Annotated in this window: 21 protein-coding genes and 3 pseudogenes; 9 read left to right on the top strand and 15 right to left on the bottom strand. The window is 48.6% G+C overall.

The window, feature by feature from the left end:
• Window positions 1–4 precede the first annotated feature (4 nt).
• Window positions 5–796 (top strand): tetratricopeptide repeat protein, encoded by a 792-nt coding sequence (locus IB222_RS24210; RefSeq protein WP_042973673.1) that lies wholly within the window; start codon window positions 5–7, stop codon window positions 794–796.
• A 40-nt stretch (window positions 797–836) separates the two neighbouring features.
• Here IB222_RS24210 and IB222_RS24205 read toward each other — a convergent pair whose 3' ends face one another.
• From IB222_RS24205 to IB222_RS24180, 6 genes are all read right to left on the bottom strand, one after another.
• Entirely contained in the window at window positions 837–1,673 is an 837-nt protein-coding gene (locus tag IB222_RS24205) for a macro domain-containing protein (RefSeq protein ID WP_004862033.1), read from the bottom strand.
• 56 nt (window positions 1,674–1,729) lie between these two features.
• Window positions 1,730–2,293, bottom strand: a complete 564-nt coding sequence (locus IB222_RS24200) for a TIR domain-containing protein (protein ID WP_024146422.1) — start codon at window positions 2,291–2,293, stop codon at window positions 1,730–1,732.
• Between the two features lie 359 nt (window positions 2,294–2,652).
• Entirely contained in the window at window positions 2,653–2,946 is a 294-nt protein-coding gene (locus tag IB222_RS24195; RefSeq protein WP_016246546.1) for a hypothetical protein, read from the bottom strand.
• Window positions 2,947–2,966: 20 nt separating this feature from the next.
• The gene (locus tag IB222_RS24190) at window positions 2,967–3,266 is read right to left on the bottom strand and encodes a hypothetical protein (protein WP_016246547.1); all 300 of its coding nucleotides are present in this window, start codon (window positions 3,264–3,266) and stop codon (window positions 2,967–2,969) included.
• 315 nt (window positions 3,267–3,581) lie between these two features.
• Window positions 3,582–4,520 carry a hypothetical protein gene (locus tag IB222_RS24185; protein ID WP_015062961.1) on the bottom strand — a complete coding sequence of 313 codons (939 nt, stop codon included), beginning with the start codon at window positions 4,518–4,520 and terminating at the stop codon, window positions 3,582–3,584.
• A gap of 5 nt (window positions 4,521–4,525) precedes the next feature.
• Window positions 4,526–5,041, bottom strand: a complete 516-nt coding sequence (locus tag IB222_RS24180) for a thermonuclease family protein (protein ID WP_015062960.1) — start codon at window positions 5,039–5,041, stop codon at window positions 4,526–4,528.
• A 222-nt stretch (window positions 5,042–5,263) separates the two neighbouring features.
• Between IB222_RS24180 and IB222_RS24175 the strand changes: the two genes are divergently transcribed.
• From IB222_RS24175 to IB222_RS24145, 7 genes are all read left to right on the top strand, one after another.
• Window positions 5,264–6,691: a DNA cytosine methyltransferase gene (locus IB222_RS24175; RefSeq protein WP_015062959.1), complete on the top strand. Its 1,428-nt coding sequence runs from the start codon at window positions 5,264–5,266 to the stop codon at window positions 6,689–6,691.
• Window positions 6,692–6,819: 128 nt separating this feature from the next.
• Window positions 6,820–6,987: a hypothetical protein gene (locus IB222_RS24170; protein WP_016246550.1), complete on the top strand. Its 168-nt coding sequence runs from the start codon at window positions 6,820–6,822 to the stop codon at window positions 6,985–6,987.
• Between the two features lie 23 nt (window positions 6,988–7,010).
• Window positions 7,011–8,330 (top strand): DUF1173 family protein, encoded by a 1,320-nt coding sequence (locus IB222_RS24165; protein ID WP_149384962.1) that lies wholly within the window; start codon window positions 7,011–7,013, stop codon window positions 8,328–8,330.
• A gap of 77 nt (window positions 8,331–8,407) precedes the next feature.
• Window positions 8,408–8,812 (top strand): transposase, encoded by a 405-nt coding sequence (locus IB222_RS24160; RefSeq protein WP_003031976.1) that lies wholly within the window; start codon window positions 8,408–8,410, stop codon window positions 8,810–8,812.
• Window positions 8,809–9,156, top strand: a complete 348-nt coding sequence (gene tnpB / locus IB222_RS24155) for an IS66 family insertion sequence element accessory protein TnpB (RefSeq protein ID WP_021563201.1) — start codon at window positions 8,809–8,811, stop codon at window positions 9,154–9,156. Before IB222_RS24160 ends, tnpB (IB222_RS24155) begins: the two co-directional genes overlap by 4 nt.
• A 48-nt stretch (window positions 9,157–9,204) precedes the next feature.
• The gene (locus IB222_RS24150) at window positions 9,205–10,743 is read left to right on the top strand and encodes an IS66-like element ISKpn24 family transposase (protein ID WP_004201219.1); all 1,539 of its coding nucleotides are present in this window, start codon (window positions 9,205–9,207) and stop codon (window positions 10,741–10,743) included.
• 62 nt (window positions 10,744–10,805) lie between these two features.
• Window positions 10,806–11,009, top strand: a complete 204-nt coding sequence (locus IB222_RS24145) for a hypothetical protein (protein WP_105318598.1) — start codon at window positions 10,806–10,808, stop codon at window positions 11,007–11,009.
• A 54-nt stretch (window positions 11,010–11,063) separates the two neighbouring features.
• On the opposite strand, the gene IB222_RS24140 is transcribed toward IB222_RS24145, so the two are convergent.
• From IB222_RS24140 to rcnR, 3 genes are all read right to left on the bottom strand, one after another.
• Window positions 11,064–12,284, bottom strand: coding sequence for a hypothetical protein (locus IB222_RS24140; protein ID WP_016246553.1), 1,221 nt, complete (start codon window positions 12,282–12,284; stop codon window positions 11,064–11,066).
• Window positions 12,285–12,286: 2 nt separating this feature from the next.
• Entirely contained in the window at window positions 12,287–13,099 is an 813-nt protein-coding gene (locus IB222_RS24135) for a DUF4942 domain-containing protein (RefSeq protein ID WP_015062955.1), read from the bottom strand.
• 469 nt (window positions 13,100–13,568) lie between these two features.
• Window positions 13,569–13,841 carry a Ni(II)/Co(II)-binding transcriptional repressor RcnR gene (gene rcnR, locus IB222_RS24130; protein WP_000019951.1) on the bottom strand — a complete coding sequence of 91 codons (273 nt, stop codon included), beginning with the start codon at window positions 13,839–13,841 and terminating at the stop codon, window positions 13,569–13,571.
• A 122-nt stretch (window positions 13,842–13,963) separates the two neighbouring features.
• On the opposite strand from rcnR, the gene IB222_RS24125 reads away from it, so the two are divergent.
• Window positions 13,964–15,079 carry a nickel/cobalt efflux protein RcnA gene (locus tag IB222_RS24125; RefSeq protein ID WP_001572377.1) on the top strand — a complete coding sequence of 372 codons (1,116 nt, stop codon included), beginning with the start codon at window positions 13,964–13,966 and terminating at the stop codon, window positions 15,077–15,079.
• A 257-nt stretch (window positions 15,080–15,336) separates the two neighbouring features.
• Here the strand turns inward: IB222_RS24125 and IB222_RS24120 are convergent, their stop codons facing one another.
• The 6 genes and pseudogenes from IB222_RS24120 to pcoR form a co-directional block, all read right to left on the bottom strand.
• Window positions 15,337–15,771, bottom strand: coding sequence for a hypothetical protein (locus IB222_RS24120; RefSeq protein ID WP_000723070.1), 435 nt, complete (start codon window positions 15,769–15,771; stop codon window positions 15,337–15,339).
• A gap of 217 nt (window positions 15,772–15,988) precedes the next feature.
• Window positions 15,989–16,348 (bottom strand): annotated as a pseudogene (pcoS, locus tag IB222_RS24115) (copper resistance membrane spanning protein PcoS); the annotation flags it as partial.
• A 41-nt stretch (window positions 16,349–16,389) separates the two neighbouring features.
• Window positions 16,390–17,925, bottom strand: coding sequence for an IS66 family transposase (locus tag IB222_RS24110; protein ID WP_001000409.1), 1,536 nt, complete (start codon window positions 17,923–17,925; stop codon window positions 16,390–16,392).
• Between the two features lie 49 nt (window positions 17,926–17,974).
• A complete protein-coding gene (tnpB, locus tag IB222_RS24105; protein WP_000609174.1) occupies window positions 17,975–18,322 on the bottom strand; it encodes an IS66 family insertion sequence element accessory protein TnpB in 348 nt (115 codons plus the stop codon).
• Between the two features lie 468 nt (window positions 18,323–18,790).
• A pseudogene (gene pcoS, locus IB222_RS24100) lies at window positions 18,791–19,834 on the bottom strand (copper resistance membrane spanning protein PcoS); the annotation flags it as partial.
• A pseudogene (gene pcoR, locus IB222_RS24095) lies at window positions 19,831–20,271 on the bottom strand (copper response regulator transcription factor PcoR); the annotation flags it as partial. The pseudogenes pcoR and pcoS (IB222_RS24100), both read right to left, overlap by 4 nt.
• Window positions 20,272–20,273: the final 2 nt, after the last annotated feature.

The following is a 20,273-nucleotide window of genomic DNA, read 5'->3' as shown; positions in this document are numbered from 1 at the left end:
TGAGATGATTAAATTCCCGACTAAAAAGCGCGTTGATTTGTATAAAAATGCTGTCAGTTCTGAGCAATTACATCTGGATCTGGCTGCGGCTCAGGAGTTCATGTTCGATGCCTGGGAAACTGATGACCTGGACGTTGTGCTGAAACTCATCAGAAAAGCTATCAAGAAATCCCCGCTCTGTGCTGACGCATACTCATTCTACTGCGAGTTATCTCAAGAACCTCCTGAGTCAAAAATCGGGAATCTGGAGACGGCTTTGTACGCAGCCAGCATTGCTCTTGGCGAGGATTTTCAGGAGTTCGCAGGACGTTTCTGGGGATTTGTCGAAACACGTCCATATATGAGAGCAAAAGCAGCTTTGGCTGAGGCCTTATGGGAGTCAGGTAATTTTTATCCGGCTATGGCTCACTGCCGCGAAATGCTGAAGCTCAACCCGAACGATAACCAGGGGATTCGTCATTTATTAGCGAACTATTACCTTGAGCTTGAAATGGTGGATGATCTGGCCTTGCTACTGGACGATTATCCTGGGGATATGCGCCCGTTTCTTCAGTATACACGCGCCCTCCTCGCCTACCGGCAGTCATCCCCAGATGCCAATGATATCGCTAAAGCTGCGATTGATTCTAATAGACACATCCCCGGCTTGTTATCGAAGTGCAGATTACAGCCCAAGTCTAACAGTGGATATATTACGTTAGGTGAAATGGATGAAGCCATATATTACGTGAATAATAATTTAAAAACCTGGATTCGCACCCCTGGTGCAATTGAATGGATTGTCAATGGTATTTAATTTACGAAGGCCATTGCTTAGGCCTTCATCATTAATTTAATCACAAGCCATTTCTTGCTGTCTTTAATTCTAAAAGATTGACTTTATCTATCTTCCCTTCATGGATCATTATTGTTAATTTCGCTGGATGTTTAAATCGCATTTCGCTTATCCTAAAAGTCCAAAGCATTATCTTTAATAGATCTTGCTCATCGATAATTTTGTGGCCTTTTATTCTTGTAAGTCCAGACCCAAAGATTGGGACAGAAACACTTTTTTGAGCATAGACTCGATTAACCTTATCCCAAAAACTTATTAGAAAACCTAAATACTCAGGCATTGTGAGATGAGCTACATTGTGCTCGTCAAACTTAGATAGCGCAGTGAGTATGTAATCACCATAAACACAAATAGTGCCAATTTCAAATTTTTGCTTTTTACCTTCAATCCTTTCCTCATTTCTATCTTTTATCTCTTCGGCATCGAACCTATAGTTACTAATGTAATCATCCAACTCACTTACAGTACAAGATAAATGTTCGTTGATAAATTTACCATTGAGACTACTTCCGGCAATAATTCGCTCATCAACCTGAGTATCAAAATATTCATTGAAAGCGATCGCTTTCAAACCCTCCTGTTTGAAGATATCTCCTGTTTTAATGATAACAGTACTTTCCTCAATGGTTAGATTAATCTCCCTCAAGCTATTTGCTCTGTACCATAACCAAAGATAGGCGATAATAAGCACTGCAATGCAAGCTAAACCTGCCGCAATTTTTTGATTTGCAGGAATGTCGACAAAAATAACAACTGCACCGATAAAACCGAACAATAATGATGCATATCCCTTAAACTCATTGAAAACCTGCTTGTCACAGAGACTAACCTTAGACATTTAATATTCCTATATCTATGCAAAAACAAAGCGCCACAATCGGCGCTTAAGTTACATTATGCGCTATATCTATATACATCTGGAACGGTTTTGGTTTTCACCATAAACTTACTATCTGCCAGTGATTGTCTGATAAGAGCTTTATTCATTGGGATATGCAACGTGGGAACTAAATGCATTGAATCTCTGAATGCGGGAATCTTAGACCATAAATTTTGTATTTGCTGCTTTAAAATGTTGTTAACTAGCAAACTTTCTTTTGTGTCATAGTCAGGGTATATTACAATTACAGGAAGCCCCAAGGAATTAATACCGTAATCAATTTCTTCTCGTAGAGCGCGAGAATTTATAGTTCGATCACTCAGGAATAGAATAATATTCTTAGAATTCCGCAGACGCTGTCTGAGGCGAGGCATTAAAGTTTGCTCCCAGTTACTGCCATCACGAACGTTATAAGTTGTATCGTGTGAATTGGTAAAAGGGAAACCGGAGTCCGCTCCTTTCCACATTCTCAGTGTGTTGTAATAAACGAAGTCTTTCGTAGCATGAGCTCCCAGAGCGCCCTCATGAAAAGGCTCAGCAACATAAAATGCACAGTAATTCCCACTCATTCCTGTAATCCTTCTTTGTTAGAAAAATCCCAAGGAAATTATACACCTCCTTACAAGTTGAACCGCAACCAAAACATGAGCTTTAAGTGCCATTTCTATGTTGCAGAAAGAGGTGACACTTTAAAACTGCATTGACATATAAATCAATGGGTTACGTTTTACTTCTTGGATTACGCACTGGCACGGGATTTGGGATTTCCATGATGATTTTCCTGTGGGCAACCTGCATTATCACCATCCAGGACATAGGACGGGCTTACCCCGTTCTTACCTAATCATTTTAGGTCCTTCGTTACTAGAAAAATTTTTTAAACTCATACAGATAGACCGCCATAGGTACCAGCGGAACTATCTGTACCATTACTGAACTAAAAATAGATGAAAAAACATGCAGCCAGTACCGTGACGCTAATAATTGAAAATAAGTTAACTACGATGGAAATAAAGCTTTTTTTCATCATGGTCAAGGTTTCGGCTGGTGTTTCATCGAGTGCTTTGCCAGATTTATGGTCATCATAAATACGCCTTGAAGTTACAAGCTTATCGTGATGTTTATTCACTTGCTTCATCAAGAGGTGAATGACTAAAATCATAAGGGCAATGTAGATATACTTATCTTTACTTAGTGCGTCAATTATTTGATGTGCCTGATTCTCGTGCATAAAAATATCTCCTTGTTTGATTAACTGTGAAGTAGATAAAATAGATACCCAAAAACAATAGTGGATAGTGCTAACACCACACAATTAGCAATGTACCAGATCAATGTTTGGAACTTAAGTCGCCGGATCATTTCAGGTTCTTCACCGCTTGAGAAAGATCCTCTACCTTCACTGACTAACTTATCAGCATTTTTAAAATGCTGATAAGTTGAACCAGCACGGAAAGTAAGCCATGCCATACCTAACATTATGAATCCAAATAAATAAAATGCTTTTTCTAAGTAAAAATCTACCGCTGATACAACATCCAGATTTTCCATTTGGTAATTCTCAATATTGTTGGTGAGTTAAAGATTTTTTTGTTGGCTAACTGTCTGAAAGCCCTAATTATGGTCATTACAATCCAACCAATTAACAGGTTCCCCAAGAAACCGTGTCAATGCTGCTTTAGCGTATTGTGGCTTAGTGTAATATCGAGGGAACCAGCCATCGAAATTTTGTGTTCCATTGCGGCGGTATTCAGGTTCGACAGACAGTCTACATCCCTGACCGTGAGGCGAAATGAAAAAGGTGAACCCGTCAATCGAATCAGAACTCAACCGGCTGCATGTCATTGGAAATCCTTCATGATTTAACTAACCAGGCATTGCACTGGTAATCTGATGCTCCACACTCCGCATTCGAGGATTTTGACGTACAAAGTCTCTGACGCCCGAGATGCAAGCTTTGATGATTATATCAAAGTGAGGCTGCGCCTCCGATACCAAATTTCCCGTATTATCCAGTAGCAATATGACCCCTAGCGATTTTACAAGCTGGTACTCAACTGTCGACCGGTCTAGGGCGATCTGGAGCATGTAAATAGTTTCCCCGGATACATTTCCGTCTATTCCAATCACGGTTGCCGTGCAAGCTGCCTGCTCCTCTGGGTAGTGAGGTGTATAATAGTCATACCAGTAATCGGACTTCACCGATTCTTTCCTCGATTGCAGGTTTTTAACAGGCCATTTCACCCAGACAGATGACATATTCTCTGAAACCAGTGAGTGCTGTAACGCGGTAAGGGGGTTATCAAATTCGCCCATGGACCATAAGGTCTCAAATTCTGCTTGAAAAGTAGATGGGTCTATTACAGCAATAAAATCGAACTGGTCCTTATTAATTTTAGACGCTCGCTCATCCATATAGAAAAGACCAAGTCTGTTCCCTTTATCACTTCTCCAGGTGGCCCCTGCTGGTTGATAGTCCGTATTTATAAATGGTCGAAGTTGCTGGTCTTTGTGCAGAAAGATAAACGATGGGGCCAGTGTTCTATTCGCGTTCTTAACTGGGTTAACATATAGGCGCTCACCTGCGCTGAGGAGTTCAATGATCGACTTTGAAATGACAACATCTACAGATGGCGTGCAGGGGTTAACGCCCTCCTCCACTTGATGTACTAAATCCCCATCCGGACCCGGAATAACGTCTCGCAGACACGTTGGGCAGCGCTGAGTTTGTCCGGGTAAAATTGGCCACGAAAGATGTCCATCGTTATTAAGCGCAATTTTCAATAAAGGATGTTGTCTTGTCATCGCGGTCACCCCCTGCTTTTCGTCTTTTGAGGTTTCTGGTTTTGCTGGCGCCACTCCCAGGGGGCAACGGGATTCGGATCTACCCAGAGGCCTTTAACTGCTTTCTGCGCTGAAGCTTCGAATTTCAGATAGTTTGGGACGATGGCATTACCGTCAAACCGGTATACCCATGCATAGCCACTGTCTACCATTGAGGCGTTTATGTCATAACCATCAAGCCAAATGGTTCCCAGCATCCTGCCGTAAATATCAGGTCCGTGGTCTATTACCGTAATATTCTGTGCAGCAATCGCGGAGCTCAACGCTTGTTTAGCCTTTTGTCCAAAGGCCTGCTTACTTTCGGGGGCATCAATACCGTACAAGCGGATTTTGATGTTTGTATTCTGACCATCGAGCGCGGTGATTGTGTCCCCGTCGATAATTTTTACCACTTTCGCTTCAAATGATGATTGGGTAGCAAGAGTTGCCACCGGGAAAAGGACGATTAATGTCGGCAAAAGTAACTTTTTCAAAAGAGTCATACGTTCTCCCTGAATTAGATGGTTCGTAGTAACAAATAAGTCGTGTGATTTGACGCGCTTATTGTACCAATTAGAAACTCGGCGATTTTCTGTTAACGGAGGCAATTTGAGTGGATAAAAATTTTAATACAGGAGATGAAAATAAAGGCCTTTAACAAAAAATTGAATTTTCACCGCGTGGTAGTCTGAGAACCTAAATTAATCACATTTCACGGAGTAAGGATGTACAACGATAGAACTGAGCCTGCAATAACAGCATTGCTTAATGATGAGACACCTTCCTCTATCCATAAATTACTGGTGCAGGTTGCAAGCATCTACGACGTGAAGGATTTGGCTGAGCAACTTAATGCTGCAACCGGCAGCGAATGGTCGAGGGGAACGCTTATTCGCCAGATTAAAGGTGCAGTTAATGAATGCCAAATCACCCAGGAAGGATATCGTTATCTTCGAACGTTGCTCCCCTCTCGGCCAGCGGACTATGACCAGAAGTTTTTCCGATTTATTGACTTGTTTGCTGGGATCGGTGGCCTCCGGAGTGGTTTTGACGCCATCGGCGGAAAATGTGTGTTCACCAGTGAGTGGAATCAGTTCTCCCGACGGACTTACAGTGCAAACTGGTACTGTGACGAGACTGAGCACCATTTCAACTCAGATATCCGGGACATTACACTCAGTAATCTTCCCGATGTTTCGGATGACCAGGCCTATGCTTCTATCGATGCATCCATCCCAGACCATGATGTTTTGCTCGCAGGTTTCCCATGCCAGCCGTTCAGTATTGCCGGTGTCAGCAAAAAGAACTCCCTTGGCCGAAAGCACGGCTTTGAATGCGACACCCAGGGGACCCTTTTTTTTGATGTTGCCCGGATCATCCGAGCCAAACAGCCTGCCATTTTCGTTCTGGAGAACGTAAAAAATCTGAAGAGTCACGATAAAGGCAATACGTTCCGCATCATCATGAATGCGCTTGATGAGCTCGGCTACGATGTTGCCGACTCCGATGCTCACGGAGCAAAGGACCCCAAAATAATTGACGGTAAGAACTTCAGACCTCAGCACCGGGAACGTATCGTGCTGGTCGGTTTCCGCCGTGATCTGAAACTCAATGATGGCTTTTCGCTAAGTGGTGTATCCGCTCTTTATCCTTCACGACGGCCAACCCTTAGGGAGCTGCTGGACGCTGAGGTCGATAGCCGTTACATCCTTTCTCCAAAGCTCTGGGAATACCTTTATAACTACGCTAAAAAGCACCAGGCAAAAGGCAATGGATTTGGCTATGGTTTGGTAGATTCATCAATAGAAACAGTGGTTTGCAGAACACTCAGCGCACGCTATTATCGGGATGGATCTGAAATTTTATTAGACCGGGGATGGGATTTTAGCATAGGCGAAAAGCACTTTAATGATCCTGTCAATTTGGCAAGGCGCCCACGCCGTTTAACCCCGCGAGAATGTGCCCGCCTTATGGGGTTCGAGCAACCGGGAAAAGTTACTTTTCGCATTCCAGTCTCTGATACGCAGGCCTATCGCCAGTTCGGGAATTCGGTCATCGTCGACGTATTTGCGGCCGTGGCCAGTTTGCTTCGGAGCCGTATTGAGACTGCCGTTTCGGCTCGGCTCAAGGGAGAGTTTGAAGCGGCATCATAGTCATTCTTCTGTGTGATTTAACAGGGTAACGTAATGGTTTAATTCACAAAATATTAACATTCACGCAGATAAAACCTGGGCAGGAAGAGTAAGCCTGCTTCAGTTATCGCCTTCATCAGGAGGTACTGATGACGTATTTTGATTCAGCTGAAGATCTTACTATTACAAAACAAAGGGCTCTCCAAGAGCTTGCTAAACATGGCGTTGAGGCCAGCGACATCAACGTGTTTTTTTCCGAGTTGGGTGAGAAGGAAGAGTACAACGCGCAGGATGTATTGAGATGGCTGGGCTATTAGTCTTTTAAATTTCAGGAGGTCCCATGGGCCAGAAGTTTGCAGTATTTATTGCTTACGATGACGAACCAAACACGAAACGATACTCGGCTGAATTTCAGACGCAGAACGAGTATGTAAAGGGATGGCAGTCGGCCCTAAAGAAAGCACACCACACGTCCGGGCAGAAATCTGTGATCACCTGCGGATGCCGGGGCAAAGGCGCAAAGCGTCTGTACGTCCGGTCGCTACCAAACAGTGATACCTTCATATTGATTAAGGCTGCAAATACCGGCACTGAGCATGATCCATCGTGCGTGTTTTTCGACCTTGATGCCAGGCATACGGGGTTAAAGGGTTATGCCAGCAATGTTGTACGCATCAACAATGAGGGGACCATGTCAATACGCCTCGGAATAGGCATGACGGAGAAAGATCCGCCGGAAAAGTCAGAGGTTCCTACCCCGCCCCAAATCCAGCGACCTGAAGGTGGACAGGCTTCAATGACCCTGTCCGGACTTCTGAGTCTGTTGTGGACTGAAGCCGGTCTTAATGTCTGGTATCCGAATATGGCCGGGAAGCGAAATGATTCGCTGGTTCGCTACCGGATGTTGGACGCCGCAAAGCAGGTCAAATCAGGTAGAGCGTGTATTGGCGACCATCTCTTTATCGGGGTGGCGGACTCTAAAAGCAAAGTGGCCAGTGAGCAGGTTAAGCTGTTGTCGTCCGCAGAACTGAGCGACAAGCGACTGCTGCTGCTATCAGTACTGCCGCGCTATGACGCAGAAAAGCATGAGAAGCCACTGAAGTTTCTTCCTATGCGTAACTTCGGCGGTATGCCCCTTACCTTCTTTAACTCAGACGGGCACTGGGATAGCGTGAAGCGGCGATTCCCACTGGAATATGCAGCCTGGAAAAATGGTGGCAAAGTTGTTGTTTTTGCACTTACCTCTCCCGTATCTGTGACCACTAGAGGTCTCTCTGCACGAGCTCATCAGATAGTGCTTATGCTGGTGAGTGATAACTGGATACCTCTGGACTCCTCATACGAAGCGATTGTATCCCGTAAACTGGATGCCGAACACCGGCACTATGTTAAGCCTATGCGGTATGACGCAAGTGCGAGCGATGTATTCCCCGATTTTTATTTACTTGATACCTGGAGTGATAAGCCGTTCCCGATGGAGGTTTTCGGAATGTCGACACCAGCCTATCTTGCGCGAAAGGAACTTAAGAAGGCGTATTACAACCAGGAATATGGGGCCTATGGATGGTGGCACTGGGATGCTACGGAGAAGACGGAATCCCAGGATCTCCCTCATTTCCCTGAAGCTAAAAAATACAATTCACCCGAATCACAACCGTAAGCGTCGTCTCAGCACCGTCTGGCAGATCCTGAAATTCCTGAGAGGATAATGGACACCAAATATGGTGGACGCTATCCATGAAATCATTAACCGCAGTGCGTAAAAAAAGCCCTAATTATCCCGTTGAGTTCAAAATCAAAATGGTTGAACTCTCGCATCGACCAGAGATCTCCGTAGCGCAACTCGCTCGTGAGCATGGGATCAACGATAATTTGCTGTTCAAGTGGCGCCAGTACTGGCGCGAAGGAAAACTACGTCCTCCTTCAACAACAGAAAACAACGTGCCTGAGCTGCTCCCGATAACACTTGATGCCGAAGATGTTGTCCCTGCAACCTCCCCCCGGTCACAACCTGTAGCTGCTGCGGCACCTGAATCACTCAATATCAGCTGTGAAGTGACGTTCCGGCACGGATCACTCCGTCTGAATGGTGCCATCAGCGAAAATATCCTGAACCTGCTGATACGGGAGCTCAAACGTTGATCCCATTACCATCAGGGACAAAGATCTGGCTGGTCGCTGGCATCACCGATATGAGAAACGGCTTCAACGGCCTGGCGGCAAAGGTGCAGACGATGCTGAAAGACGATCCGATGTCAGGTCACGTTTTTATCTTCCGTGGGCGTAATGGCAGTCAGGTAAAGCTCCTCTGGTCTACCGGCGATGGACTGTGTCTGCTGACCAAACGGCTGGAGCGCGGCCGCTTCGCCTGGCCGTCAGCCCGGGATGGCAAAGTGTTCCTCACACCGGCACAGCTGGCGATGCTCCTTGAAGGTATCGACTGGCGGCAGCCTAAAAGACTGCTTACGTCACTGACTATGTTGTAGGCCTCTTTATCCTGGTCGACGCTGAATGAGCCTGGTAATATACCCGGTATGAACAGCTTACTTCCTGACGATATCGATGAACTGAAACGTCTCCTTGCCGAACAGGAGGCGCTGAACCGTGCCCTTCTGGAAAAGCTGAACGAGCGTGAACGCGAAATAGATCACCTGCAGGCGCAACTGGATAAGCTGCGCCGGATGAACTTCGGCAGCCGCTCCGAAAAAGTCTCCCGCCGTATCGCGAAGATGGAAGCCGACCTTAAGCAGTTGCAGAAAGAAAGCGATACCCTTACCGGCCGGGTGGATGACCCGGCCGTGCAGCGCCCGCTGCGGCAGACCCGTACCCGCAAACCGTTCCCTGAATCACTTCCCCGTGACGAAAAACGGCTGCTGCCGGCAGCGTCATGCTGCCCGGAATGTGGTGGTGCGCTGAGTTACCTGGGTGAAGATGCCGCCGAACAGCTGGAGCTGATGCGCAGCGCCTTCCGGGTTATCCGGACAGTACGTGAAAAGCATGCCTGTACTCAGTGCGATGCCATCGTGCAGGCCCCCGCGCCTTCACGGCCCATCGAGCGGGGTATCGCAGGACCGGGGCTGCTGGCCCGCGTGCTGAGTTCAAAGTATGCAGAGCACACCCCGCTGTACCGCCAGTCTGAAATATACGGCCGCCAGGGTGTGGAGCTGAGCCGCTCACTGCTGTCGGGCTGGGTGGATGCGTGTTGCCGGCTACTGTCACCGCTGGAAGGGGCGCTTCAGGACTATGTGCTGACTGACGGTAAGCTCCATGCTGATGACACGCCTGTCCCGGTGCTGTTGCCAGGTAATAAGAAAACGAAGACCGGGCGGTTGTGGACGTACGTTCGTGACGACCGTAACGCCGGGTCAGAGCTGGCGCCGGCAGTGTGGTTCGCTTACAGCCCGGACAGAAAAGGTATCCACCCGCAGAGCCATCTCGCTGGCTTCAGCGGTGTTCTGCAGGCGGATGCGTACGCCGGGTTCAACGAACTGTACCGCAATGGACAGATAACGGAAGCTGCCTGCTGGGCTCATGCCCGCCGCAAGATCCACGATGTGCACGTTCGCACCCCGTCAGCGCTGACGGAGGAAGCCCTGAAACGGATCGGTGAGTTATATGCCATCGAGGCGGAAATAAGGGGGATGCCGGCGAAGCGACGCCTTGCAGAACGTCAGCAAAAAGCTAAACCGCGGCTGAAATCCCTGGAAAGCTGGCTGCGTGAAAAGGTGAAAACGCTGTCGCGACACTCAGAACTGGCGAAAGCGTTCACGTACGTACTGAACCAGTGGCCGGCGCTGGCTTACTATACTGACGACGGCTGGGCCGAGGCAGATAACAACATAGCTGAGAATGCGCTACGGATGGTCAGCCTGGGCCGCAAAAACTACCTGTTCTTCGGTTCGGATCATGGAGGAGAGCGGGGAGCGCTGCTGTACAGCCTGATCGGGACATGCAAACTGAACGGAGTGGAGCCAGAAAGCTACCTTCGCCATGTGCTTGATGTTATAGCTGACTGGCCGATAAACCGGGTCAGCGAACTACTCCCCTGGCGCGTAGCACTGCCAACTGAATAACACATCCCCGTCAATACGGTTCTCGCTGCACGCTTACTCACAACCTTAAAATGGGGTTAAAAATGGCGTACATACTTTCGATGAGTGAACAGGTTAAACTGAAAGCGTTTTTGGCGGCAGTACTCGATAACTATAAGCTGGGAGCTATTTCGCAGCAGCAAGCTGTTGGCGGGATCACTAGCCTGGTTGATGCTCTTGAGATCAGTGACTCGGGGAAAATCAGCCAAATGCTATCGGAAGGACGTAAACTCCTCCGGACGGGATAAAGAGCCTACGGGCGCCAGGAATTTAAGTTTATAGCAAATTCCTGGCGGGAGCAGTTATGTCGTCTTTTTGTTTCGCGGTTTTGATGCCCCTGGGGATTTAGGTTTGATAGCAACTACGCCGGTCATAGCTTCGGTAAGCTGCTTGATTGTTCCTCGTAAAGACTCTGCAATGGTCTTTTCCGCATTGAGTGTCGCTTCCATGGACATCATCTGATTCCTGAGCTGCTGAAGCTCTTCTGTCAGATCTGTTTGGACCTTTTTGGACACCAGGTTCTCATCAGCTAAGCGTTGTGCTTCAGCTCGTAGTTGTTCATTCGCCCCTTTAGCTGTTGAGAGCTCCGACCGGACGAGCGTCAGGGCCGTGTCCTTTTCGGCTAAAGATGAGCTCAATTCAGAGGCATGGGATTGTGATGAAGAAAGGTCCTGTTCAAGCTGACTGACACTGGACTTTAAATCAGACACGGTCCGTTGTAAGTTTTCATTCTGGCTGTTGAGGGCGGTCAGCTCTACCTGCTGCGCTTTATTTTCATCATTAAGCTGCTTCTGATACTCCTGCTGCGAGGCCAGTTCCTGTTTGCGCTCACTCAGTTGCTGGTTCAGTGTCCCTACTGTCTGCTGTAAAAGCTGGATCTCGTTTTGGGCATGCTGTAATTCACTTTGAGTTCCTGCCAGAGTTTCTTCTGCTTCCTGAAGTGAATCTTCTAATTTACTGGAGAGTTCACGCTGCTGCTCCAGCAGGTTAATCAGGTTAACTTTTTCGTTATTCAGGACTGTAGCCTGTTCTTTCGACTGTGACAGTTCTTCCAGAATTTCAGCATTCCGGTGCCGTAACTGAGTAATTTCTGCCTTCGCAATTTTCACGCTATCACTCTGGATAGCCGTATAGCTTAAGCGGAAGTACCAGGTGATAAACGCAGTAAAATCACTGAATGCATCTTTAATCTGGTCAGGGATTTCAATCGCGCGTGCTTCTTCGGGCACCTCGTCCACGTATTGCTTGTAGGCCGCCAGCATCTCCTGAGCCCGGGCAAAAGACCCCCCCATTTTATCCCGCAGCCAGTGGGCTTTGAAAAACTGGTCGAGGTTTTCGGTGCTGATGCTCTTATCGAGGCAGATTTGTTCAATCTCGGTGAAATATTTAACCTTAGCTATTGACGAGTAAGGGGAATTCTTCAGTAACTCGGGGCTTAGAGGGGGCGTTTTTGGAGTATCTTCACTTAAACTGGACGCTGTCTGTTCATCCCCGTTCATCAAATTTACATTGTCAGTCATCATTCTTATCCTTTGGCCGGGATCTGGTTGGCAAAATAAATGCTAATCAGGTCATTCAGTGCGTTATGCAGGCTTTCACACTCAACTGAGATATGGACGTTACCATTTTCGAACAATCGGCACTTCCAGCCCTTCGGGTCGGTAATGTCACCCGTAAAATCGGTTTTCCGTAAGACAGCAAGCCGATCGTACATGTTCATTCCACTGCCGACAGGCGGTGTTGCTGCATTGGAGCAGATGCAAACGATATTCTCAAAGTCGTTTAAATAGAAGAGATTATCCTGAGAAAAGCCATTATATCTCATCATGTTCGAGTCGGGAAAAATGCCGCGTAGTACCAGTTTTTTTGGCATCACAAATTGCTGGGCATTAGTTTTATACCGGCGATCAAGCTGGCATAGCAGATCAACAAACCCTTCAGCAAGTGTAATGCTGCGCATGGCAACTGCCTGGCGCAATGTACTGCGGATTACGGTTAACGACGCAATTGGCGGAGCGTTCCGGAGAGACTCACGGAACTCTGCCCGCTGGTTGTGATTCCAGAATCGGTCAATACCCGTTTCTTCAAAAAGATTGTTCCATGTCTTACGGTCTATTTGCTGTCGCCCTTCCTCGATGCTTGCGGCCAGGGACGCAGGAAGGCCAAAAGCATTAGGGGCCATAATTTTGCTGTTAAACAGTGAAAACCCGCAAATTGCTGAGGCTTCGGCAATCAGCGTCATGCCGTCCAGAAATTTTTGCATAGCGGCATCACGACTACTGGCGAGTTGTTCGGTACGGGTACTCAACTTCAGTTCCGGCTGCGAATTCATGCTCATTTCACGATCCTTTTCCCACTGTTTTGGCTGAGAGATTTTCACTGGCCTATCCACCTGTACACAGACATTAAAGTTGTCTCCTTTAACATGAAAAAGACTTTAAAGTTGTCTACTTCTTCAGATAGACCTACTTAACAGGATACTAAGTAGGTCATCTCCTTTCTCGCGTAGCATCTCTCGACGTTCACAGCAGAGGACACGTTTCAAAATGTCATCCAAAATTTTTTTCCATTATCTGACGTTGGGTGATTTTGATGGTCAGCGAGTAGAGGCTTTAACAATGTGGGTTGCCCTGAGCAAAGTAAGGGAAGTAGATGTACCAGAAATGTACGCGTTGCCTTGCATGAAGGGGGGCATCTTAAAGCTCATTGATTAAACAAACTCACTATGCCGCTACAAACAGCCCAAAACCGTCACTTGATAACGTGTTATTTAGATAAATTAATGCTCAGGGCTTTTAGCCAAACTGTCACTTGATGTAAGAATCCAGAACCTTCAGCACAACGTCCAGGTCTTCTTCTCGTTTCTGTTCTTCACTTTCATGAACAATATGTTCAGTCAAATGTCCTTTAATCACTTCACGCAATAAACCATTCACGGCACCACGTATGGCGGCTATTTGTTGCAGTACAGCGGCACATTCGTGAGGTTCATCAAGCATTTTTTTCAGCGCAGCAACCTGCCCCTGGATCTTGCTTGTACGTGCTTTCAGTTTTTGTTTATCGCGGATGGTATGTGACATGTGGGCTCTCACTCTCCTGGATATTTTATGTAACTATACCAGCGTTATTCTACTGGGGGGTAGTATATTTTACTGGGGGGGAGTAGAATCCGGCCTACACTTAATAACCAAGAATGATTCTCATGAACGAATTTACGACACTTCTTCAGCAAGGCAACGCATGGTTTTTCATCCCCAGCGCCATTCTGCTTGGCGCGCTTCATGGACTGGAGCCCGGGCACTCCAAAACAATGATGGCAGCATTCATCATTGCTATAAAAGGCACCGTACGTCAGGCCGTGATGCTGGGTGTCGCGGCAACATTGTCGCACACTGCAGTCGTATGGCTGATTGCTTTTGGAGGGATGTATATCAGTAATAAATTTACCGCAGAATCAGCCGAACCCTGGCTACAGATGGTCTCTTCAGTGATCATCCTTGGTACGGCTTTTTGGATGTTCTGGCGAACCTGGAGCGGTGAGAAAAACTGGCTGGAGGGAATGCAGGAGAATGAACATCATCACCATGACGAAACAAGGTTGATCGATACTGGCCATGGAAAAGTTGAACTGTCCATTTTTGAAGAAGGACAACTTCCCCACTGGCGGCTACGCACTCTTAGTGGCCAAAGATGGGCTTCTGAAGATATCTCATTAACCACACTTCGGGAAAACAGTACGATCTCTCAGACTTTTGAATTTGTTGATCATGGTGATTATCTGGAGTCAACATCTCCCATCCCTGAGCCTCACAGTTTCAACGTACGTCTGTCTCTGGGACATCGTGGTCATGTCCATGACTATGATGTGGCGTTCGCTGAACACGACCATGACCATGACCACTCTGAGCTTGATGGGCTGGATGTGAATTCGAAAGAGTATCAGGACGCTCACGAACTGGCTCATGCCAATGACATAAAACGCCGCTTCGACGGGAAAGAAGTAACCAACGGGCAAATCCTGATATTTGGACTGACAGGAGGGCTTATCCCTTGCCCGGCAGCTATAACTGTATTGTTGATCTGCCTTCAGCTTAAAGCGCTTACGCTGGGTGCCACACTGGTTGTTTGTTTCAGTATCGGCCTGGCATTGACCCTCGTAACGGTTGGAGTGGGTGCGGCGATCAGCGTTCGTCAGGTCGCCAAACGCTGGAGTGGCTTCAATACCATCGCCAGAAGAGCCCCCTATATTTCAAGCGCCCTGATTGCTGCTGTTGGGATTTACATGGGTATACATGGCTGGAATGGGCTGGTGCATTAACACCGGTACTGATGACACACACTCTGGGTACTTACAAAGTACATCCTAAGCGCCACCGTTGAGGTTATGAGCAGAAAAACCCGGAATATAAAGCTGCTCTTTCCGGGACTTGTTGCTGAGGCAGGGATTAAGTAACTGATTAAATCCATTCCCATAAGACTCAATGATAAATGAAAGAATAAAAAAAACGCTCCCGAATGGGAGCGTAAGCCAGTGACTTCGGCGTCAAATGAGGGTCTGACAAGTGGAGCTGCGGGTTAATTCTGGGTGATCTGGCTGCGATGCTTTTCAGCCTGCTGCTGATGAATAACGGAAGACTGACCATTATTCGCCTTCTCGTGCACAACAGCGGCTTTTTCATGCTCGTTCATTTCTGAAAATGACGTTGCTGATTCGTTGGTGGCCCCTGGTTTGCCTTTCATCATTTTTTTATGCATCTCCGCCATGTCCTGGTGGGCAGAAGCGTTGCCGTTTTGCATCATTTCATGGGACATTGCAGCCTGATCGTGTCCGCTCATATCCATCATTGTCATACTGTCTCCCTGAACAGCGCTTTTTTCAGAGGTTGACTGCATCTGATGGGCGGGTGCCTGGGCATTATTTACCTGGTCATGCATGTTCATTGTCTCTGCAGCCATGGCGGATGAAGCGACAGCCATAATGGCAACAAATGATACAAGGATCTTTTTCATGGTTGGGTCTCCGGTGTTTTCATACCCAAACAATCAACGGCTTATAACAGAGAAAGCATTTGATCTCAGGGCGGGTTATTCATCACTCCAGGAACCAGGCGATTGCGTTATCACTCTGCTCCTGATTTATGTATGATTATAAAAAACCGCCTCTGTTTATCGCGTGACTGAATGATGACAATTTTGTCACCTTCCAGGTTTCTCCTGAAGAACGGGATTAATCCATTAACAGGCGCACTTTGAACACAATTTCCCGCCCCTGCTGTTCTGCTGACAGCTCGCCGCCATGAGCATGAATGATCGACCTTGTAATTGATAATCCCAGCCCCGCGCCTTCCGTGTTGTGGACCCTTGATGAATCAGCTCGATAGAACCGATCAAACAAACGTTCCAGATTAGCGGGAACCTGGCCGGACATCGTATTCGTAATCATCACGTTCACACAGTCACTGTCACGCTCAAGGTGTATCGCTGTACAGGTGTTATCGGGAGAATACTTGATTGCATTGGAAAGCAGGTTACTGAAAGCACGTCGCAGCATATCGCTGTCTCCGGCAACAACGCCCTCTCCTTCAACGTAAGCGTGCAGTGAGAACCGTATTGACGAAGTGAAGCTGGTCAGGCAGGCAGAGTAACCCGCCACGGGAGCAGAGCACCCACCCGGTTCACAGGCCAGTCGGCGATGACATCAAGTACATAATGCAGATAGCGTTCCGGATCCACGCCGTTTAATTTGCACGTCCCGATAAGACTGTACAGTGACGCACCGCGCTCACCACCATGATCCGAGCCGAAGAACAGCCAGTTTTTTCTCCCCAGACTGACCCGTCGTAGGGCGTTTTCGGCAATGTTATTATCCACCTCCACCCAGCCATCTTCTGCATAGCGGATCAGCGCCGGCCACTGGTTCAGCGCATACCCGAACGCCTTCGCCAGTTCTGAGTGCCTTGAGAGGGTTTTCTGTTTCTCCCGCAGCCACCCCTCCAGTGACGCCAGCAGCGGCAGCACTTTTTGGTGCCGGACTGCCTGCCGTTCCTCTGCTCTTTTACCTCTGATCTCCGACTCGATGGCATACAGCTCGCCGATCCGTTTCAGCGCCTCCTCCGTCAGGACTGACGGGGTACGGACGTGAACATCGTGGATTTTTCGGCGGGCATGGGCCCAGCACGCGGCTTCCTTTATATGGCCGTCGCGGTAGAGCTCGTTGAACCCGGCGTAGGCATCAGCCTGCAGTACGCCACTGAAGCCTGCAAGATGGGTCTGAGGGTGGATACCTTTTCTGTCCGGGCTGTAAGCGAACCACACTGCGGGGGCCAGCGCTGATCCGGCGTTGCGGTCGTCTCGAACGTACGTCCATAAGCGCCCGGTCTTCGTCTTCTTATTGCCCGGCAACAGCACCGGGACAGGCGTATCGTCAGCATGGAGTTTGCCGTCGGTCAGGACATAGTGCTGAAGGGCTTCATCCAGCGGTGCCAGCAGACGACAACACGCATCCACCCAGCCCGACAGTACAGAACGACTCAACACTACACCCTGGCGGGCATAGATCTCCGACTGGCGATACAGCGGTGTGTGCTCTGCATACTTTGAGGTCAGCACTCGGGCCAGCAGCCCCGGTCCGGCGATCCCCCGTTCGATGGGGCGCGAAGGAGCCGGGGCCTGAACGATGCGATCGCACCGACGGCAGGCATGCTTTTCACGGACTGTCCGGATAACCCGGAAGGCGCTGCGCATCAGCTCCAGCTGTTCGGCGGCATCCTCACCCAGGTAACTCAGCGAACCACCGCACTCCGGGCAACACGGCTCAGTCGGCAGCAGCCGCTTCTCATCCCGTGGGAGTGACTCAGGGAACGGTTTGCGGGTGCGGGTCTGACGCAGCGGGCGCTGCACTGCCGGGTCATCCACCCGGCCGGTCAGCGTATCGCTTTCCTGCTGCAGCAGGTTCAGGTCAGCTTCCATTTGCGCGATACGGCGGGATACCTTTTCGGAACGACTGCCGAAGTTCATCCGGCGCAGCTTATCCAGTTGCGCCTGCAGATGGTCTATTTCGCGTTCCCGGTTGCTCAGCTTTTCCTGCAGGGCGTGGATCAACGCTTCCTGTTCGGCCAGGCGCTGTTTCAGCAGAAGGATGTCGTCAGAAGAGGTGTCGTTCATAAGCCTGTATTTTACCAGGCTTATTCTGCGACAACCAGGATAAAGAGCGCTACAACATGGTCAGGGATGTCAGTAACCGCTTTGGCTGTCGCCAGTCGATACCTTCCATCAGCATCGCCAGTTGCGCCGGCGTCAGGAACACTTTGCCATCGCGGGCTGAGGGCCAGGCGAAGCGACCACGTTCCAGTCGCTTTGTCAGCAGGCACAGACCATCGCCGGTGGACCAGAGCAGTTTTACCTGACTGCCGCTGCGTCCCCGGAAGATGAAGACGTGGCCGGACATCGGGTCATCTTTCAGCGCGGTCTGCACCTTTGCGGCGAGGCCATTGAAGCCGTTGCGCATATCGGTGATACCGGCAACCAGCCAGATTTTTGTGCCTGCGGGAAGATTTATCATACAGGCCCCCGCATCAGTTCGCGCAGGACAGTGCTCATGAGTTCAGCAGAGGGATGAGTCAGTGTTATTTCTCCTCCCCGACATTTTATGTGGCAGGTAGCGGGAGGAGAGCAGGATGGTAGTTCGAAGGTTGGGAGAGAAGAGCCCGCCTGAAGCTGCACGGGTATCAGGGCAGGAAGCGACGATGAGTTTTTTCGGGGCCGACAGACCCGCCCTTCACGCTGCCAGAGCCTTATCCATTTAAAGAGCAGGTTATCATTGACGTCATGTTTCCGGGCCAGTGCGGCAATACTGCCTTCTTCTTCAAGAGCCAGCCTGACCAGTTCCATTTTGAATTCAGGGGAATAGTGTTTCCGGGGAAGTCTTTCTTTAGCGCGCATGAGGTGTCCACCTGCAAAATAAGTGGGTGCTTAAGTTACAGGATCCTGGATTCGGGACCAGACGGTACTCAGACGACGCTTACCCTTCAACGGTGATTGTCTTTCCTGTTTCGTCTGCCAGAGGCTCGAACAGCTCACGTAATTCATTCAGTTCGGCGGCCAGATCCACATCATGTTTATCCAGCTGCAGCAGACCATGCTCTGAACGTGCCAGAAAAAGCATATCACTGGTCATTCGTGACAACCTTTTCAGTTCTTCCAGGTTAGCGAATAAGATTTCGCGGTAATGCGAAACATCCCTTTCCTTAGCCAGTGCAAACTGCGTCTGCATCATCAGATTACTGACCGGTGTGCGCAGCTCATGCGCGATGTCAGACGAGAAATCTGACAGTTTCCGGAATGACCCCTCCAGGCGATCGAACATGTTATTGAACTCCTGCATGGTCTCAGAGATTTCCGGCGGAGCCAGATCGGGATTTAGACGCTGATCCAGGCTGTGTACAGTCATGGAGGAAGCCAGACTGGTCATTTCCCGTAACGGTTTCAGACCAATACGTGTGGTCAGCCAGCCCAGAAAAACAGAAATAAAGACCAGACCGATATTGAACCAGAACAGCCAGGTACTGAGTTTGTCCATAAACAGGGTGTGATACCCAGTATCCGTGGCAACCGTAATGATGACATGTTTGCTTTTACCCTGTTCCGGCGTCACGGCAACCCGCCGCGAGATACTGCGGTACACGGTGTTATTTTCTTCCGTCTGGATCATATAGTCGAGAATATCACCCGACTTATTAAGCAGGACCGCTGGAACAACAGAATTTTTGGCATAGAGTTCAACAATTTTTTCATTTTCCATGTTTTTTATAGAAATGAATAAACCATTGTGCCCTACCATCGCATCGTTTATTTTTTCTGATAATGACTTAATATCCGTTTTGTTCCGGAACGTCTCTGTTTTAAGAAACTCTTCGGTGAGCTGAAGTTTACCTGTCAGAAAATCGCGGTCCTGATTATCGAAATAGCCATTAAGGGTGCTAATCAGGATAAAACTTGATAACCACCATACCGTAAGCATCACCGCAGAAAAAATCAGGCTCAGGCGTGTGGTCAGGGAAATTTTGAACCTCACTCTTCTCTGATCTCCAGGACATATCCGGCACCGCGAACGGTATGGATCAGTTTTGGCTCAAAGTCATCATCAATTTTACTTCTCAGACGTCTCACGGCGACATCAATCACATTCGTATCACTGTCAAAATTCATGTTCCAGACCAGGGACGAGATAAGACTCCTGGGTAACACTTCTCCGGTGCGTTGCAGCAGCAACTCAAGCAGAACGTATTCTTTACCGGTGAGATGGATCTTCTTCCCCGAACGGATCACGGTCCGGCGCACCATATCAACGGTCATATCGGCGATGGTGCAGACTGTTGCGGCCTGCGAGCGTGCCCGGCGCAGCAGGGTTCTTACACGTGCAACCAGCTCCGTAAAATCAAAGGGCTTAATCAGGTAGTCATCTGCGCCAAGCTCCAGTCCTTTCACTTTGTCCCGCACGTTGTCCTTTGCGG

Origin of the sequence: Citrobacter sp. C13 (genome assembly GCF_014596815.2) — a bacterium.
Classification (GTDB): domain Bacteria; phylum Pseudomonadota; class Gammaproteobacteria; order Enterobacterales; family Enterobacteriaceae; genus Citrobacter; species Citrobacter portucalensis.
This window is presented reverse-complemented; position numbering and strand designations above follow the sequence as displayed.

What these genes read in the sequence shown, in the direction of transcription:
- IB222_RS24110 (WP_001000409.1), bottom strand. Translation starts at nt 17,925, where the DNA reads ATGAACGACACCTCTTCTGACGACATCCTTCTGCTGAAACAGCGCCTG.
- IB222_RS24185 (WP_015062961.1), bottom strand. Translation starts at nt 4,520, where the DNA reads ATGACAAGACAACATCCTTTATTGAAAATTGCGCTTAATAACGATGGA.
- IB222_RS24190 (WP_016246547.1), bottom strand. Translation starts at nt 3,266, where the DNA reads ATGGAAAATCTGGATGTTGTATCAGCGGTAGATTTTTACTTAGAAAAA.
- IB222_RS24175 (WP_015062959.1), top strand. Translation starts at nt 5,264, where the DNA reads ATGTACAACGATAGAACTGAGCCTGCAATAACAGCATTGCTTAATGAT.
- IB222_RS24160 (WP_003031976.1), top strand. Translation starts at nt 8,408, where the DNA reads ATGAAATCATTAACCGCAGTGCGTAAAAAAAGCCCTAATTATCCCGTT.
- IB222_RS24120 (WP_000723070.1), bottom strand. Translation starts at nt 15,771, where the DNA reads ATGAAAAAGATCCTTGTATCATTTGTTGCCATTATGGCTGTCGCTTCA.
- IB222_RS24145 (WP_105318598.1), top strand. Translation starts at nt 10,806, where the DNA reads ATGGCGTACATACTTTCGATGAGTGAACAGGTTAAACTGAAAGCGTTT.
- IB222_RS24150 (WP_004201219.1), top strand. Translation starts at nt 9,205, where the DNA reads ATGAACAGCTTACTTCCTGACGATATCGATGAACTGAAACGTCTCCTT.
- IB222_RS24140 (WP_016246553.1), bottom strand. Translation starts at nt 12,284, where the DNA reads ATGATGACTGACAATGTAAATTTGATGAACGGGGATGAACAGACAGCG.
- IB222_RS24125 (WP_001572377.1), top strand. Translation starts at nt 13,964, where the DNA reads ATGAACGAATTTACGACACTTCTTCAGCAAGGCAACGCATGGTTTTTC.
- IB222_RS24170 (WP_016246550.1), top strand. Translation starts at nt 6,820, where the DNA reads ATGACGTATTTTGATTCAGCTGAAGATCTTACTATTACAAAACAAAGG.
- IB222_RS24180 (WP_015062960.1), bottom strand. Translation starts at nt 5,041, where the DNA reads ATGACTCTTTTGAAAAAGTTACTTTTGCCGACATTAATCGTCCTTTTC.
- rcnR (WP_000019951.1), bottom strand. Translation starts at nt 13,841, where the DNA reads ATGTCACATACCATCCGCGATAAACAAAAACTGAAAGCACGTACAAGC.
- IB222_RS24135 (WP_015062955.1), bottom strand. Translation starts at nt 13,099, where the DNA reads ATGAGCATGAATTCGCAGCCGGAACTGAAGTTGAGTACCCGTACCGAA.
- IB222_RS24205 (WP_004862033.1), bottom strand. Translation starts at nt 1,673, where the DNA reads ATGTCTAAGGTTAGTCTCTGTGACAAGCAGGTTTTCAATGAGTTTAAG.
- IB222_RS24165 (WP_149384962.1), top strand. Translation starts at nt 7,011, where the DNA reads ATGGGCCAGAAGTTTGCAGTATTTATTGCTTACGATGACGAACCAAAC.
- IB222_RS24210 (WP_042973673.1), top strand. Translation starts at nt 5, where the DNA reads ATGATTAAATTCCCGACTAAAAAGCGCGTTGATTTGTATAAAAATGCT.
- tnpB (WP_000609174.1), bottom strand. Translation starts at nt 18,322, where the DNA reads ATGATAAATCTTCCCGCAGGCACAAAAATCTGGCTGGTTGCCGGTATC.
- IB222_RS24195 (WP_016246546.1), bottom strand. Translation starts at nt 2,946, where the DNA reads ATGCACGAGAATCAGGCACATCAAATAATTGACGCACTAAGTAAAGAT.